Source organism: Nitrospirillum guaranorum, from assembly GCF_034653275.1.
Lineage (GTDB): Bacteria > Pseudomonadota > Alphaproteobacteria > Azospirillales > Azospirillaceae > Nitrospirillum.
The window spans coordinates 1,151,266-1,165,906 of the sequence record NZ_JAYEES010000004.1 but is presented as its reverse complement, the minus strand read 5'-3'; the positions used below and the strand labels follow the sequence as shown (position 1 = coordinate 1,165,906).

The following is a 14,641-nucleotide window of genomic DNA, read 5'->3' as shown; positions in this document are numbered from 1 at the left end:
ATGGCGTGAGCCTGGCGGGTATTCCATTGCTCCGGCGGACGGCGGCGGGCTTTGAACCCCAGCCGGCCGCCATTCTGCAGCCTTTGATCGCCGCCGCCTATGGCGTCTCCGATCCCGATGTGGTGCCGCTGATTGGTCGGCTGAGGGTCGTCGCGCGGGCGCTTAACGACCGGGATGGCGCTCGGACCAGGATCGCCGCTGTGCACCTGGCGTTGCCGGATGTCGATGACGCTGGCGTTGACCGCTTGTTCGGCATGTGTGCGGACTTGGCCAAATACGATCCCGCCCAGCCTAGGGATTGGCATGGGCGTTGGGTGCGGGTGAATGGTTCGACGCCGGATGTTTCCCTGCTCTTAGCCGCGAATTTCAAGCCGCCGCCAGGCGGGCTGGACGACCACTCGCGGCCCGCACTCCTTTTGGATGCAGCCTACAATGGAAAATACCACGACTTTATCGTTGACACTATGGCGGCATATATTCGCAACACCGGCGGGCGCGCGGAAACGAAGGTCTCTTTTGTCGGTGTTGGAGGCGTAGTTGCTATTGCGGATTTAGTTAGTCAGCCACCTGGTCGTCGCCCCGTTGTTGTCGAGGTAAAGACAGGAGTCGATCCGCAATTCACACCTGCGCAGCAAATAATATATCCACTGCTGGCGTTAGGTGGACACGCTTGGTCATTCGATGGGCGACTCATAAAAATGGGCCTGCCCATGGGGGAACCCCTGCCACGTCTGAATGTCTATTCGTATTCGCTCATCGGTCCTTATACCGAACCCGTTATTGAACAACTGATACCAGATTTTGTTAAGTTAGCTGGCTTAATGGATAATCTCGGAGGTTATTTATGACGGGCCGAGATTCTGACGATGACGACGCCTTCTTCACTGGATTGCTGGGCAATATGATCAGGACCCCAGAGCTTGCTGTGGATATGGCGGATCTGTTGGTTCGCCATCGATGTGGGGTGGAGCGGGCACAGCTATGCCGGCCGTGGACGGCCGCCGATGAAGGCCCCGTCTGGCTCGTGCTGAGCGCCCGGTTCACGTTGCCAGAGGATGAGGGCAATGAAAGCCAGCAGAAGGTGGTTATCCGCAAAGCGGACGGCGCCATCCTGGTGTTCATGAAGCCGCTGTATTGGAAGGTCCCGGCGGACATCGCCCAGTCATTCCAAGGCCCGCCGCGCTGGACTCCGCCAATGCCGCCCGGGGATACCTCTGAAGACGAATCCTAGAAGGCGTACTTCACCGTCAGGCTCAGCACCGGGTACCAGCTGTAGTCCTTCACATCGTCGCGCAGTTCCTGGCGTTCGGCGTCCAGGCGGTTTTGGAAGTCGGGTGTGGTGGTGACGGGTCCGCTGGCGTCGAGGGAAACCCTGGGCGTGCCGTGGTACATGGCGCCCAGGTCGACGCCGAAGCGCCAACGGTCAGCCACCGCGCCCTCATAGCCCACGCCGATATAGGGGGCGAAGCGGTTGAAGGCGATCTTGCCGTTCAGGCTGCCGACCTCGTTCGCGGTATAGGTCATGCCGTGGATGGTGTAGGTGGCGTTCCGCGGCGTGCCCTTCAGGTCGACCTCGTTGAGGTTCAGCCGCGCCCCGGCGGTCACGCGCCAGCCGTCGCCGAAGGGATGCAGGTCGGCCAGCAGGCCGAAGGACTCCAGCGTGGCGTCGCCGTCGTAGCGCACATCGCGCACCGTGTGGTTGGCGGAAAAGCTGAAGCCGTTGGCGTTCAGGCGCAGGCCGAAACGGTCGTCGAAGCGGGCGCCGATCTCCGCCCCCAGGCCCAGGGTGCTGACCACCGGGCCGACGCTCAGCAAGGGGGCCCAGCCCGCCGGGGTAGAGTCCGCCGGGGTGCCCGTCTGCGCCTGGGCGCCGTGGGCGAGGCACATGGCCGCCAGCGCCAGTGTGGCGGCCAGGATGCGGGGGGCGGTGCGGCGAGTGGGCATCGGCGTCGGGCTCCATCACGGGGCATGCGGCACATCACATGCGGCACTTCAATAGGATGGGCGCCCGCCGTGTTCCGTCGGGAAACGGAGGATCATTTTTGGGACAGCTCGGTACCACCTTCGGCGAGGCGGATATCCGAAGCTGTAGCGGTGCCATGGGCGGGGTACCGCGCCGGTTGGGGGCTCAGGATTGAAGGTCCTGGGACCGAGGCCTTGACAGGGGGCGGCCGGGCGCCTGATCTGGCCCGGCCCTTTGACCCCTGTCGCCCGAACGGATGACCATGCCGCTGCTGCGGACCCTGCCCTTGAGCACGCTGGATGACGCGGCCTATGCCCGCCTGTGGCCCCTGCTGGATGAGGGGGAGCAGGTGCGGGCCCGCCGCTTCGTGTTCGAGGCCAACCGGCGGGAATATGTGGCGGCGCACGGTTTGGCCCGGCTGTGGCTGGGCCGCCTGCTGGGTCGGCCGCCGGCGGCGCTGGTCTTCACCCCCCTTACGCCGCAGGGCAAGCCGGGGCTGGTGGGGGCGCCGGTGGGGCTGGACTTCAACCTGTCGCACACCGACGGCCTGGTGGCCTGCGCCGTGACCCTGGATGCCGGCACGCGGATAGGCGTGGATGTCGAGCGCGGCGACCGCCGCATCGGGGCGGAGGTGGCGACGGCCATGTTCGCGCCCGAGGAACTGGCTTGGCTGGATGCCCGGCCCGCCGGGCGCGGCGGGCCGGACCTGGTGACCTTCTGGACCCTGAAGGAGGCCTACATCAAGGCCTTGGGGCTGGGCCTGTCGCTGCCCACCGACAGTTTCGCCATGGCACCCGACGCCATAACGCCCCATGGCCCCGCGCTGATCCGCCACGACGGGTCGCTGCCGCCGGGCCAGGCCTGCCGGCTGTGGCGGCGCGACCTGCCCAGCGGTCACGCGGTGGCCGTGGCCTGGATGGGCCCGGTCGGCCAGCCCCCCGCCGACCTGGGGATGGAGGAAGGGCTGGCCGACCTGTGGTGATCAGAAAACCTTACCAACCGTGAAGCGGACGGAGCGGGGCTCCAGCGGGTGGACATGCAGGTCGCCGACGCCCTCCGCCGGTTCGCCCTTCAGCCGGTCGGTGTAATAATAGTCGGCGGCGTCATCCTTGCTGTCGAAGACGTTGTAGAGGCCGACGCCGAAGCGCAGGCCGCCCTCCAGCGTATAGTTGGCCGTCAGGTTCCACTCCTGGCTGCCCGACGAGCGCACGCTGTTGTCCTCGATCAGTGGATGGGCGCCGAAGTAGCGATACTCCACGCCGCCGCTCCATCCCGTCTCCTGGGGACCCAAGTCCCGCAGGTATATCGCCAGCGAGCCGATCAGCTTGGGCGCGTCGGGGATGAAGCTGCCGGCCGGATCGCGGTCGGTGTAGCGGGCATGGCTGAAGGCGACGCTACCGTAGAACTCCAGCCAGCCGACGGGGGCGTAGGTGGTGTTCAGTTCCAGCCCGCGCCGGCGGCTGGGGCGGCCCGCCTCCGTCTGGCCCACGTCGGCGTCGTAGGTCAGCTCCGACACGAAATCCATCTGGAAGGCCGTCAGGGTGGCGGTCAGGTTGGGCAGCAGGGTGCTGCGGATGCCCACCTCCTCGCCGGTGGCCTTGGCCAGCAAGGGCGCATCACCCCCATTGGCGCCTTTGGGGGTGACGCCGCGCACGTCGTCGCTGTGAAAGCCGCGGCCGGCGCTGACATAGACCTCCGTCCCCTCCCACAGGGTGGCGATGGCGCTGCCCTTGGGCTGGAACAGGCGGGCCGCCACCACGCCGGCGTTGCTGCCGTGGTCGGTGGCGGTCAGATAGTCCTCGCGCACGCCCACGACGGTGCGCAGCCAGGGTGTCCAGTGGCTGGTGGCCTGGGCATAGGCGCCGCCACCGGCCTCCCGGACGTTGTCATCGCTTAGCAGGGCGTGGGCCACGCGGGCCTTGGTCGCCCGCAGATCCACATGCACATCATCGAAGCGCGCGTCCAGGCCGGTCACGATCTCATGATCCAGGCCCAGCAGGCTCACGGGCCGGCTGTAGCTGACGGCCCCGCCGGCCACCATGCGGCTTTCATTTTGGGCGTGCTGGTCACCGTCGACGGGGTTGTCCAGGAAATGGGTGAAGTTGTTCCACAGCGTCAGCTGGTTGTTGATGACGTAGGCATTGGCCGTCACCTGACCGCCGGCCAGCCAGCCGGCCTCTACCGGCGTGGCGAGGGTGCCGGACAGGCTCATGCGCCGCGCCTGGCCGCCGTCCGTGGGGTCCAGGGTGCCATAGCGGCCGATCAGACCCTGCGCGATGGCGCGTTCCGGCTGGTCGGTGGTGGCGTTCCACAGCGCGCGGTAGTACATGGCCGTGACGCTGAAGCCGTCGTCCCGCTCCCCCTGGCCGTAGCGCAGCACGGCGTTGCCCTTGCGCAGGTTGTCCGGGTGGTCCCAGGGGCCGTCATAATGCACCAGCTCCCCACCCGCCATCAGCTGCCCGGCGCCCACCGCCGTGGTGCCGGCGGCGAAGGCGCGCCGATAGCCCAGCGTGCCGGCCGTCAGCGCCACCTGGGCCGGAATCTGGTCCAGATAGCCCATCTGGATGGAGCCGACAGCGGAGAAGTCGCCTTGCGCCGCGAAGTAGGGGCCCTTGGTGTAGCCGATGCCGCTGGCGAGTTCCGGAATCACGAAGTTCAGGTCGGTATAGCCCTGGCCGTGCGCGTGGGTGCGCATATTCACCGGCATGCCGTCCACGCTGGTGGCCATGTCGGTGCCGTGGTCCAGGTTGAATCCACGCAGCAGGTACTGGTTGGCCTTGCCCTCACCGCTGTGGCTGGTGACCACCAGGCCGGGCACCGTCTCCAGCATCTGGCCCACGCGATAGGCGGGCAGCAGATCCAGTTCCTCCTTCACCACCACGCCCTGGCTGGAGGTGGCGGCCGTGCCGATCAGGTCGCGGCGGGCGGCGGTGACCACCACGTCGTCAAGGGTGGCGGGGGACGACGCGTCGCCCTCCATGCAGGCGGCAAGGGCTGTGGGGCTGCTCAGAAACAGCAGCGGTGTTATTATTCCGGTAAAGAAACGACCCATGATTTGTTGGCCTCTGGCAACGTGACACGTCACCACGGGCCAAAGAATGGGTCACCCAACCCTCGGCCTGGATATTCCCAAACGGCCGGGACGGCGGACGCCCTCTCCCCATCGGTGCACCCCGCCCAATGTGCCCGTGCGTGACCACGGCGTGACGGCAGGTCTCCTGGCTCACGGGTCGTCACCCTGGCACCGCCTTCCCGGTTTCCCAGTGGCTTCGGTCCCCGCCCATGATATCGCGCGGGGATGGTGTCGGGCTCGCCGTTCACAGTTGCGGGGGCAGCCGCGGCATCGGGGAGGGGATCCCCACCGCGTTCCCTTTTCATCCCGCCCGGTCGGAGCGGGAACCGTCAGGGCTTTTCTACGGGGAATTGCAGGCGCGCGCAAACGCGATGTCGCGGCGCGGGGGTGAACACCCTGGCGCACAAGCTTGGCGGTTGTGTGACAAGGCCCACCCGCGCCGGGGCATGGCAGCAATACGGGGCGGTTCGAGCGATTTCCCTTGTACCTGGGACCGGTCACAGCCACTTATGCGGTCTTAAGGAATGGATGGCATCATCCGTTCCCATGCCGGGCCGCTGGGCCCGGCGGTATCCCCCGGGTGGCGCGTAGCGGTGGCGGCCAAATCGCCCCTGTAGCACCCAGGGCATACTCGACCTTCTGACACATGCCTGCCGGCACGCGCCCGGGCAAGGGCTTGACCGCGATCCGCGGCCGCGAGAAACAAACGCGGCCGGCGCGTCGCCCTGGGATTCCAAGACATTGACCGCTTTCGACACCCTTTCGCTGCGGCCTGAGATTCAGGCCGCCCTGGCCCAGCTGGGCCATCACACCGCCACCCCCATCCAGGCGCGGGCCATTCCCCATGCGCTGGAGGGCCGCGACATCCTGGGCATCGCCCAGACGGGCACCGGCAAGACCGCCGCCTTCACCCTGCCCATCCTACAGCGCCTGGGGGCCGCCCCCTCGGCCCTGCCGCTGCGCATGCCCCGCGCCCTGATCCTGACGCCGACGCGTGAGCTAGCGGTGCAGATCGGTGAGAGCATCACCAACTATGGCGTGGGCCTGAGGCTCAGCCACACCGTCATCCTGGGCGGCGTCGGCCAGGGCAGCCAGGTGAAGGCGCTGGCCAACGGCATCGACATCCTGGTGGCCACGCCCGGCCGCCTGCTGGATCTGATGACCCAGGGCCACGTGCGCCTGGACAAGGTCGAGGTGCTGGTGCTGGACGAAGCCGACCGCATGCTGGACATGGGCTTCATCCACAGTCTGAAGAAGATCATGGCCAAGCTGCCGGCCAACCGGCAGACGCTGTTCTTCTCCGCCACCATGCCGGCCGACGTCTCTGAATTGGCCAATAAGATGCTGCGGGACCCTCTGCGGGTGGAGGTGACGCCCGTCTCCACCACGGTGGAGCGGATCACCCAGAAGGTGATTTTCGTCCCCGCGGCGGAAAAGCGCCACGTGCTGGTCGACCTGATCCGCGGTGATGCCGGCATGCAGCGCAGTATCGTCTTCACCCGCACCAAGCATGGCGCCAACCGCGTGTCGGCCCAGCTGGAGCAGGCGGGCATCGAGGCTGCCGCCATCCACGGCAACAAGTCACAGAACGCGCGACAGAAGGCGCTGGACGGCTTCCGTGCCGGTGCCGTGCGGGTGCTGGTGGCGACCGACATCGCGGCGCGCGGCATCGACGTGGACGGCGTCACCCACGTGGTGAACTTCGAGCTGCCCAACGAGCCGGAGACCTACGTCCACCGCATCGGTCGCACCGCCCGCGCCGGCGCCTCCGGCGTCGCCGTGTCGCTGTGCACCGCCGATGGCGATGAGCGCGTCTATCTGCGCGACATCGAGAAGCTGATCCGCAAGTCCATCCCGGTGGGTGAGCGGCCCGAGGCCACGCCCCAGGCCGCCGCCGCCCCGGTGAGCCGTCCGCCCCTGCCGGCCCGCCAGCCGCGCAACGGCGGCGGCAATGGCGGCCGTGGACAGCCGCGTGGCCAGCGTGGCGCCGAGGGCCAGGCCGAAGCCAGGCCCGCCCGGGCCGACGGCCAGCGCCCCGCCCGGACGGAGGGCAACCGTCCGCAGGGCCCGCGCCCCCCGCAGGCGCCGCGTCCCCAGGGTCCGCGTCCTGAAGGGGCGCGCCCCGATGGCGCCCGTCCGCAGCAACAGGCGCGCCCACAGGGCCAGCGTCCGGCCCAGCCGCAGGGGCAGCGCCCCAACGCCGCCCGCCCGGCGGCACCGCGTCCCGCCCAGGATGGCCGGGGCACCCAGTTCTCCAGTTTCGTGGCGGCCTTGAACGCCAACGAAGATCAGCAGCCGTCGGCGCGCGAGGATCGCAACCGTCCGCGCCGCCGCCGCTGATCCCAGTCCGGGTCCCAAGTCCTGGTCCCAAGTTCTGGTCTTGATGGTTCTTTAGGAAGAGGAGGTCCCCATGGGCCGCAGCAGCAAGCCGAAATCCAAGTCCGTCAGCGAATTCGTCCTGTTCGACGTCCTGTACGATGACGGGTCGCGGTCGTCCAACCGTCGCGTTCCCTCGTCCGAACTGGGCGGCCTGGATGGTGACGAGCCCGCCCGCGCCATCATCGAGGCGCAGGACCGCGAAATCGCCGCCATGTCCGGCAATCCGCGTGGCCGAATCAAGTCGCTGACCCGCTCGCCGGTCCGGTAAGTCGCCGGTCGGGTAAGCCTTGGGCTGATCCATCCGCATCGCCGACGCGTATTGAGAAACGTCCCGTGCCCAGGTCCGGGGCGTTTTTCTTTTTTGGCTTCGCGGGGGAAGAAAAGGCCATGGGAACAGTGCTGCGCCAGGCCGCGATCTACGCGGCGACCCTTATCGCTTTCCTGGCCCTGGACGCCGTCTGGCTGACCCGCATGGTCGGGTTTTACCGCCAGGTGATGGGCGACATGGTCGCGCCCCAGCCGCGCCTGGGGCCGGCGGCCCTGTTCTACCTGCTCATGGCGGGCGGCATCGTGTTCTTCTGCGTGGAGCCGGCGACGCGGTCGGAGGCTCCGTTGACGCAAGCGCTGATGCGCGGCGCGGTGTTCGGCCTTCTCACCTACGGCACCTATGACCTGACCAACCAGGCCACCTTGCGCCTGTGGTCCGCCCGGCTGAGCGCGCTGGACATGGCGTGGGGGGCGGTCCTGACCGCCGTGGCGGCGGCGGCCGGCTGCGCCGCCGCCCTCTATTTCAGCAAGAATCCATAGTGGTTGCCGCCGGCCGTACGGTTCACGGTCTGGCCGGGAATATAATCGAAGGTGTCGTCCAAGGTCAGGCGCACGAAGATGGGCTTCCCCATCATGTCCAGGTGCGCCAGATCCGCGATCTCATAGTGCACATGCACCTTGCCGCCGGCCAATGACACCAGGGCGACGTCGCCGCCGATGCAGACCTGGCCGTTGAACTTGGCGCGCACGTAGTATGTGTCGCGCCCATCCGCCAGGACGGTGGATTCGACGCGCCGCACGTCCACCGGCGTCAGCGGCAGATCGATGCGATACATGGTCAGCACGTCCGTGCCCGTGGGACGGGTGGTATGCAGATCCAGCGCGCAGGCGGCCTGCAACATCTTCTGGTCCGGTCCGGGTCCCATGGGGTCGTCGCCGGAGCACCCGCCCAGCGCAAGACCGGCGGCCAGGGCCAGGACCGCCCCCTTCTTCATCCCATGCCGCATGTCATCCCCCGATACGGTAATACCCCGGGCGGTCGGTCGCCCCCGCCATCTAGTCAGCTAATCGTCCGGTGGGGCGGGCGGTCAAGGATTTATTCCGTGTCCCGCGTCCCTGTCCGCCGTGGCGGCCAGGGGAAGAAGGCGCTGGTCCGCCGGCGATAGTCGGCGAACGCGGCCCCCCGCGACCGCGCCATGTGCGCCTCCAGCGGTGGCAGGCCGGAGACGTGGACCAGCAGGACATACATCATGGCCGGCGCGATGAACGCCACCCACCCCCAAGACCAGGGGCCGTCTGCGGACGGCGCCAGGGCGAAGCAGGGATAGGCCAGCCAGATCACCCATTCGAAGAAGTAATTGGGGTGGCGTGACCAGCGCCATAGCCCAACATCGCAAATACGGCCCCGGGCATTGGGGGCGTGGGTGGGGGGGCGATGGCGGAAGCGGGTCAACTGAGCGTCGGCGATCCCCTCGCCGGTGATGCCCGCCAGCAGGACCAAGGTCCCCGCCACATCCAGGATACCAAGGCCGGGTGCCGGGTTGCGCGCCGCGATGTAGACCGTGACGGCCAGCAGCGCCGCCGCCACCGCCTGGCTTTGCAGGAACCAGAACAGGCGGGATGGCGCTTTCGCCCCCCAGGTCCGGATCAGTTCGGCGTAGCGCGGATCATCACCGGCGCCCCGTGTGCGCAGGGCGATGTGGCCGGCCAGGCGCGCCGACCACAGCCCCACCAGCGTGGCCACCAGGATTTGCCGGGCGCTGAGGGGCGTGTCTTCCACGGGGATGAGGGCCGCGGCCAAGCCGCCCGCGCCCACGGCCAGCGACCAGCACGTGTCCACCCAGCCCGATTGGCGGGTGCGCCGCTGGATGGCCCAGGCCAGCGTCATGATGGCGCATTGGCCCAACGCCACCGCCGCCAGCAGAAGGGCCGGCGTCAAGGGTCAGAGCCCGACCAGCGGCTGGACCAGGCGGCCCAGCAGGCTGTGAATGCGCAGCCGGCCGCGCACGGCGATCAGGCACAGGCAATCGCCGTCCGGCGACGCCAGCGGCTGGTGGTCCACGCTGGCATCCACCGCCGCCATGTCGCCGGAGCCGAAGCGGCCGAAGATGTCGCTGAAGGCGCCGTCGACGACGCAGGTGTATTCCTGGCCCCGATGGCCGTGCATGGGTATGGCCATGCCCGCCGCCACCCGGAACAGCATGACCTTGTAGCCCTGTGCCGGGTTGACCCGCACCGCGCGTCCCCGGATGCCGGGGGCGACGAACCGCCAAGGGCCCAGGCGCTGGCGGCGCAAGGCGGGGGGCAGTACCGGGTCGGGGTCCAGCGCGGGGGCGGACACGTCCGTGGTCAGCGGTTTCCCATCCAGGTGGACGCCTTCAAGCCGGGCAAGCGTGCGCTCCAGCGCGTCATCGGCCAGCGCCACGGGACGCTGGCTGTTCAGCAGGGCGCCGCCCAGCGCTTCCCATGCCCGCACCTGCTGGCGGCAGATGGGGCAGAAGTCGAGATGGGTCGCCACCACCAGCGCGGGGCCGTCGGCCAGGGTGCCGACGGCATGGCGCGACAGCAGCTCGGCGTCGGGATGATGGGTGGGGCAGGGGAGGGAGGGGGGTGGGCGCATGGCGGCGATCATCGTTCGGTCCCTCCGGGATCGATCACACCGCGCAGGCGGGCCATGGCCAGACGCAGGCGCGATTTGACCGTACCCAGCGGAATACCCAGGCGGCGGGCGATGTCCGGGTGCGGCGCGTCTTCAAAGAAAGAAAGCCGCACCACCGCCAATTGATCCGGGGGCAGGGTGTCAAGGGTGGCGCGCAGGCGGTCCGCCGCCTCCGCCGCGAACAATAGGTCGTCCGCCGGTTCCGGCTCGGCGGGCGTCAGGCTCTCCTGCGCGACGGCGGCCTCCGCCGCGCGGCTGCGACGGGCCGCGTCAATGCGCAGGTTACGGGCGATGGTGAAAATCCAGGTGGCGGCCCGGGCGCGGGATGGATCGAAAATGGCCGCCTTGCGCCAGACCGTCAGCATGACCTCCTGCGCCAGCTCTTCCGCCTCCATGGACGGCAGGCCGGTGGTCAGGAGGTAGCTCTTGATGCGCGGGGCGTAGTGCCGGAACAGGGCCGAGAAGGCGGCGCGGTCGCCCTGCGCGGCGATGGCCCGCAGGTGGCGGGCGTGCACGTCCTCCAGCACGACCGTGCCAGCCGTGGCACCGGCAGCGGTGCGGCCTTCCGGTAGGATACCATCCCCACCGTTGCTCACGCGGCCGTCCCCCGGCCGGGCCCAGGACATGCCAGGCCGGCCGGTCGACGGCCGGCGGCGGGGTGATGCGGTTCGTAGGGTGCGAGCGTCATGCATGCCATCCTATACGAACCACGCCGGAATTGGATCAGTCGCTGTATCGACTGATCCAGCATTCACCCTGGCGCGTATAGGGACCGCGAGCTTTTACTGCCGGACGTGGGATGCATGGGGCGGATGTCGGACCCAAGGTTGGATATGGATGCGGACTGGGCGGCCGCGGGGAAACCTGACTTTCCGTCGTCCGGCCACAGCGCCCTCTACCGGGGCTGGGTGGCCCACCGCCGCACCTGGCCGCGCCATCACCATCTGCGGTATCGCGTCTGGTCCATGCTGTTGGACTTGGATGAGATGCCGGCCCTGCACCTGCGGCTACGGCTTTTCTCCCACAACCGCTTCAACCTGCTTTCCTTTCATGACGCCGATCATGGGGACGGTTCCGGCCGGCCCCTGGCGGACCAGGTGGCGGGGCTGCTGGCCGAGGCCGGCGCCGGCTACGACGGCGGTGCGATCCGACTGTGGTGCATGCCCCGCGTCCTGGGGTTCGTCTTCAACCCCATCAGCATCTATTTCTGCCATCGCCGCGACGGCACGCTCTGCGCCTTGGTGCATGAGGTGAACAACACCTTCGGGCTGCGGCACAGCTACGTCATCCCCGTGGATGCCCAGGCGAGGGCTGGGGGCGTGGTGCGCCAGCATTGCACCAAGCATCTGCATGTCTCCCCGTTCCTGGATATGGACGCGCGTTATGAGTTCCGCGTGTCCCCGCCCGCCGAGGGTTTGACCGTAGCCATCCAGGTGCGCCCTGGCGACCAGCGGGATGGGCGATCGGTGCCCATCCTGTCCGCCTGCTTCAGCGGGCGGCGCCTGGCGCTGAATGACGTCGGCGTTCTGGCCGCCTGGGCGGCGCAGCCGCTGCTGCCCTGGAAGGTCGTGGCCGCGATCCACTGGCAGGCCCTGAAGCTGTGGCTGAAGGGGGTGGGCTTCCGGTCCAGCCCGCCGCCGCCGCCCCGGTCCGTCACCCTCGTCACCCCCGCCGTCACCTCCGCCGACCCTGGCCTGTAGGACTTCACCGCCCATGTCATTGGACGTCTCTTCCGCCCCCGTGGCCCCATCCCCATCCCTGCAACGGCTGCCCGCCGCCCTGCTGTCGCGCATGATGGCGCGGCTGGCGGTGGGGCAGATAACGGTGCGGTTGCCGGACGGCACCCGGCTGACCCGGCGCGCGGCGCAGCCGGGGCCGGAGGGTGTGCTGGAACTGCATCGCTGGCGCGCCGTGCGTCGGTTGGCGCTGGGCGGCGACATCGCCTTCGCCGAGGCCTATGCCGATGGCGACTGGTCCAGCCCCGACCTGCCGGCGCTGCTGGAACTTGCGGCGCGCAATATCTCCCGGCTGGACGGCGCCATGGCCGGCACGCCGCTGGCCCGCCTGGTGAACCGGCTGCTGCACCGTGGCCGCGCCAACACCCGGGCCGGCAGCCGCCGCAACATCATCGCCCATTATGATTTGGGCAACGACTTCTATGCCCGCTGGCTGGACCAGGGCATGGCCTATTCCTCGGCGCTCTACACCGCCCCCGATCAATCGCTGGAGGCGGCTCAGGCGGTCAAGCTGGACCGCATCGTCCAGCTGCTGGGCATCAGCGGTGGGGAACGGGTGCTGGAGATCGGCTGCGGTTGGGGTGGCCTGGCGGAACGCATCGCGCGCGAAGGGTGCCACGTCACCGGGTTGACCTTGTCGCCCGCGCAGCTGGCGGCGGCGCAGGACCGGTTGATCGAGGCCGATCTGGGCTGCCGCGCGGACCTGCGCCTTCAAGATTATCGGGACGTCACCGGCACCTATGACCGCATCGTTTCCATTGAAATGCTGGAGGCGGTGGGGGAACGTTATTGGCCGCTCTACTTCCAAACGCTGCGCCAGCGTCTGTCCGATGACGGGGTGGCGGTGTTGCAGGTCATCACCATCGACGATGCCCGCTTTGAGCATTACCGCGGCAATGTCGACTTCATCCAGCGCCATGTCTTTCCGGGCGGCATGTTGCCGCCGCCCGGCCGCCTGGCGCGGGAGGCGGCGGCGGCGGGCCTGCGGCTGGACGCGGCGGAAACCTTCGGCGACAGCTACGCCCGCACCTTGGCGGAATGGCGCCGCCGCTTCCATGCCGCTTGGGTCGACATCCAGGCCCAGGGGTTCCCGCCCCGCTTCCGTCGGCTGTGGGACTACTACTTGGCGTATTGCGAAGCGGGATTCCGCGCCGGCCTGATCGACGTCGGGCTCTATCGCCTGGTTCCGGCGTCCGGCGCCTGAGGGCGTCAAGCCACCTTGCGCAGGGGCTCGCGCACCGACAGGCGCACCTTCATACCGGCGCGGGGGGCGCCCAGGGTGATGCCGCCCTCCGGCACCTGGGCGGCCAGCGGCCCGGATAGCGCCTCGATGTCGAAGGTGGTGACCAGCATGGCCGCCAGGGCCGTCAGCTCCGCCGTCGCCAGTTGTGCCCCGATGCAGGTGCGCGGGCCGGCGCCGAAGGGCACGTAGGCGAATTTGTCCGGCCCGTTTTTTCCTGACAAGGGCGGGCCTTCCAGGAATCGGCTGGGCTTCAGTTCCAGCGGGTCCGCCCATTGCTCCGGCTGGCGGTGCAGGGCCCAGGGGCACAGCAGGACCGAGGCGCCCTTGGGGATGGCCATACCCGACACGACGTCGTTGGCCAGGGCGGTGCGGGCGAACCACCAGGCGCTGGGGTAGAGGCGCAGCACCTCCTGCACCATGGCGCGGGTGCGGGGCAGGTCGCGCAGCAGGCCGGGGCGCAGCTCCCCGTCGGCGGGCAGCTTCTCCTCCACCTCCTGCCGCAGCCAGGCGGCCAGATCCGGTCGCTGGGCCAGGGCATAGGCCAGCCAGCAGCCGGCGGTAGCCGTGGTTTCGAACCCCGCCACCAGGGCGGTGATGGCCTCGTCCCGCATGACCGCCGGGCCATACTCCGCGACCAGGGGATGCAAGGCCGCCAGGAAGCCCTTGGGCGCCTGGGCGAAGCCGGCGATCTGGCGCTCCATTTCCGCGATGGCGCCCCGGAAGGCCCGGCCCTCCCGCGTGGGCAGGTACATGTCCAAATCCACCAGCCGCCACATGGACAGGCTGAGGTGACGGTGGGCGACGCAGCCCGCCTGGTAGATGGCGTCGGCTGCCGCTTCATCCTCCAGCCGCTCATGGAACAGGGCCGCGACCACCATGCGCATGGTCAGCCGACCCATCAGGCCGTGCAGGTCGATCACCGACCCGCTGGTCCGGGCCAGGCCCGCCGCCTCCCGCGCCAATACGCACAGGGCCAGCTCCAGCCCGTGGTTCAGGCGACTTTGCGAGAAGGCGGCCTTGGCGGCGTGGCGGGCCGCGTCCCAGCGTGGGCCGCTGGCGGTCACCATGCCCTCGCCGAACAGGGGCCGCAGGCGCGCCTGTTCCGCCCCCTTGCCATAGGCGTCGCGGTTGTCCACCAGCACGCGCTGGAAGCCCGCCGGGTGGCTGATCAGGAAGGCGGGCTTCGGTCCCAGGCGCAGGGCCACGGGGGCATCGGCGCCGACGCCGTGGCGCTCGACGAAGCCGATGGGGTCGGCGGCGAAATCGGGAAGGTCGCCCAGAAGGGCGCGCTGAAAGCGGGTGATGAGGCTCATGGCACGGA

General features: G+C 68.9%; 15 protein-coding genes and 1 riboswitch. Of the genes, 8 read left to right on the top strand and 7 right to left on the bottom strand.

Translation table 11 applies throughout. The features are described from left to right. Positions 1-5: 5 nt before the first annotated feature. Both UAJ10_RS26915 and UAJ10_RS26910 read left to right on the top strand, forming a co-directional pair. Positions 6-848 (top strand): hypothetical protein, encoded by an 843-nt coding sequence (locus tag UAJ10_RS26915; RefSeq protein WP_322918432.1) that lies wholly within the window; start codon positions 6-8, stop codon positions 846-848. Further along, entirely contained in the window at positions 845-1,231 is a 387-nt protein-coding gene (locus UAJ10_RS26910) for a hypothetical protein (protein WP_322918430.1), read from the top strand. The genes UAJ10_RS26915 and UAJ10_RS26910 overlap by 4 nt, the downstream gene beginning before the upstream one ends. On the opposite strand, the gene UAJ10_RS26905 is transcribed toward UAJ10_RS26910, so the two are convergent. Beyond that, on the bottom strand, positions 1,228-1,944 hold the full coding sequence (locus UAJ10_RS26905) for a hypothetical protein (RefSeq protein WP_322918429.1): 717 nt from the start codon (positions 1,942-1,944) through the stop codon (positions 1,228-1,230). The two genes, UAJ10_RS26910 and UAJ10_RS26905, sit on opposite strands and share 4 nt — an antisense overlap. 281 nt (positions 1,945-2,225) lie before the next feature. Here UAJ10_RS26905 and UAJ10_RS26900 point away from each other — a divergent pair, with 281 nt between their 5' ends. Continuing rightward, on the top strand, positions 2,226-2,945 hold the full coding sequence (locus UAJ10_RS26900; RefSeq protein ID WP_322918428.1) for a 4'-phosphopantetheinyl transferase family protein: 720 nt from the start codon (positions 2,226-2,228) through the stop codon (positions 2,943-2,945). Here the strand turns inward: UAJ10_RS26900 and UAJ10_RS26895 are convergent, their stop codons facing one another. Then, on the bottom strand, positions 2,946-5,015 hold the full coding sequence (locus UAJ10_RS26895; protein ID WP_322918427.1) for a TonB-dependent receptor: 2,070 nt from the start codon (positions 5,013-5,015) through the stop codon (positions 2,946-2,948). It lies immediately after the preceding gene. 139 nt (positions 5,016-5,154) lie between these two features. Then, positions 5,155-5,382, bottom strand: a riboswitch (cobalamin riboswitch). Positions 5,383-5,777: 395 nt separating this feature from the next. On the opposite strand from UAJ10_RS26895, the gene UAJ10_RS26890 reads away from it, so the two are divergent. The 3 genes from UAJ10_RS26890 to UAJ10_RS26880 all read left to right on the top strand — a co-directional run bounded on the left by UAJ10_RS26890 (position 5,778) and on the right by UAJ10_RS26880 (position 8,222). Next, positions 5,778-7,376, top strand: coding sequence for a DEAD/DEAH box helicase (locus UAJ10_RS26890; protein WP_322918426.1), 1,599 nt, complete (start codon positions 5,778-5,780; stop codon positions 7,374-7,376). Between the two features lie 70 nt (positions 7,377-7,446). Continuing rightward, entirely contained in the window at positions 7,447-7,683 is a 237-nt protein-coding gene (locus UAJ10_RS26885; RefSeq protein WP_145610207.1) for a hypothetical protein, read from the top strand. 119 nt (positions 7,684-7,802) lie between these two features. Further along, entirely contained in the window at positions 7,803-8,222 is a 420-nt protein-coding gene (locus tag UAJ10_RS26880) for a DUF2177 family protein (protein WP_322918424.1), read from the top strand. On the opposite strand, the gene UAJ10_RS26875 is transcribed toward UAJ10_RS26880, so the two are convergent. From UAJ10_RS26875 to UAJ10_RS26860, 4 genes are all read right to left on the bottom strand, one after another. Beyond that, positions 8,201-8,689 (bottom strand): hypothetical protein, encoded by a 489-nt coding sequence (locus tag UAJ10_RS26875; RefSeq protein WP_322918423.1) that lies wholly within the window; start codon positions 8,687-8,689, stop codon positions 8,201-8,203. The genes UAJ10_RS26880 and UAJ10_RS26875 overlap by 22 nt on opposite strands. 89 nt (positions 8,690-8,778) lie before the next feature. Next, the gene (locus UAJ10_RS26870) at positions 8,779-9,621 is read right to left on the bottom strand and encodes a DUF1295 domain-containing protein (RefSeq protein ID WP_322918422.1); all 843 of its coding nucleotides are present in this window, start codon (positions 9,619-9,621) and stop codon (positions 8,779-8,781) included. A gap of 3 nt (positions 9,622-9,624) precedes the next feature. Next, positions 9,625-10,302 (bottom strand): ChrR family anti-sigma-E factor, encoded by a 678-nt coding sequence (locus tag UAJ10_RS26865; protein ID WP_322918421.1) that lies wholly within the window; start codon positions 10,300-10,302, stop codon positions 9,625-9,627. Between the two features lie 8 nt (positions 10,303-10,310). Continuing rightward, positions 10,311-10,937 carry a sigma-70 family RNA polymerase sigma factor gene (locus UAJ10_RS26860; protein WP_322918420.1) on the bottom strand — a complete coding sequence of 209 codons (627 nt, stop codon included), beginning with the start codon at positions 10,935-10,937 and terminating at the stop codon, positions 10,311-10,313. A gap of 237 nt (positions 10,938-11,174) precedes the next feature. On the opposite strand from UAJ10_RS26860, the gene UAJ10_RS26855 reads away from it, so the two are divergent. Both UAJ10_RS26855 and UAJ10_RS26850 read left to right on the top strand, forming a co-directional pair. Next, positions 11,175-12,041: a DUF1365 domain-containing protein gene (locus tag UAJ10_RS26855; RefSeq protein WP_322919062.1), complete on the top strand. Its 867-nt coding sequence runs from the start codon at positions 11,175-11,177 to the stop codon at positions 12,039-12,041. 13 nt (positions 12,042-12,054) lie between these two features. Then, entirely contained in the window at positions 12,055-13,281 is a 1,227-nt protein-coding gene (locus UAJ10_RS26850; protein ID WP_322918419.1) for a cyclopropane-fatty-acyl-phospholipid synthase family protein, read from the top strand. Positions 13,282-13,286: 5 nt separating this feature from the next. Here the strand turns inward: UAJ10_RS26850 and UAJ10_RS26845 are convergent, their stop codons facing one another. Next, positions 13,287-14,633 carry a cytochrome P450 gene (locus UAJ10_RS26845; RefSeq protein ID WP_322918417.1) on the bottom strand — a complete coding sequence of 449 codons (1,347 nt, stop codon included), beginning with the start codon at positions 14,631-14,633 and terminating at the stop codon, positions 13,287-13,289. Between the last annotated feature and the right edge of the window lie 8 nt (positions 14,634-14,641).

Excerpts from the sequence above, each read along its gene's own strand:
- UAJ10_RS26910 (WP_322918430.1), top strand. The coding sequence starts at position 845 with ATGACGGGCCGAGATTCTGACGATGACGACGCCTTCTTCACTGGATTG.
- UAJ10_RS26905 (WP_322918429.1), bottom strand. The coding sequence starts at position 1,944 with ATGCCCACTCGCCGCACCGCCCCCCGCATCCTGGCCGCCACACTGGCG.
- UAJ10_RS26900 (WP_322918428.1), top strand. The coding sequence starts at position 2,226 with ATGCCGCTGCTGCGGACCCTGCCCTTGAGCACGCTGGATGACGCGGCC.
- UAJ10_RS26895 (WP_322918427.1), bottom strand. The coding sequence starts at position 5,015 with ATGGGTCGTTTCTTTACCGGAATAATAACACCGCTGCTGTTTCTGAGC.
- UAJ10_RS26885 (WP_145610207.1), top strand. The coding sequence starts at position 7,447 with ATGGGCCGCAGCAGCAAGCCGAAATCCAAGTCCGTCAGCGAATTCGTC.
- UAJ10_RS26880 (WP_322918424.1), top strand. The coding sequence starts at position 7,803 with ATGGGAACAGTGCTGCGCCAGGCCGCGATCTACGCGGCGACCCTTATC.
- UAJ10_RS26875 (WP_322918423.1), bottom strand. The coding sequence starts at position 8,689 with ATGCGGCATGGGATGAAGAAGGGGGCGGTCCTGGCCCTGGCCGCCGGT.
- UAJ10_RS26865 (WP_322918421.1), bottom strand. The coding sequence starts at position 10,302 with ATGCGCCCACCCCCCTCCCTCCCCTGCCCCACCCATCATCCCGACGCC.
- UAJ10_RS26855 (WP_322919062.1), top strand. The coding sequence starts at position 11,175 with ATGGATGCGGACTGGGCGGCCGCGGGGAAACCTGACTTTCCGTCGTCC.
- UAJ10_RS26850 (WP_322918419.1), top strand. The coding sequence starts at position 12,055 with ATGTCATTGGACGTCTCTTCCGCCCCCGTGGCCCCATCCCCATCCCTG.
- UAJ10_RS26845 (WP_322918417.1), bottom strand. The coding sequence starts at position 14,633 with ATGAGCCTCATCACCCGCTTTCAGCGCGCCCTTCTGGGCGACCTTCCC.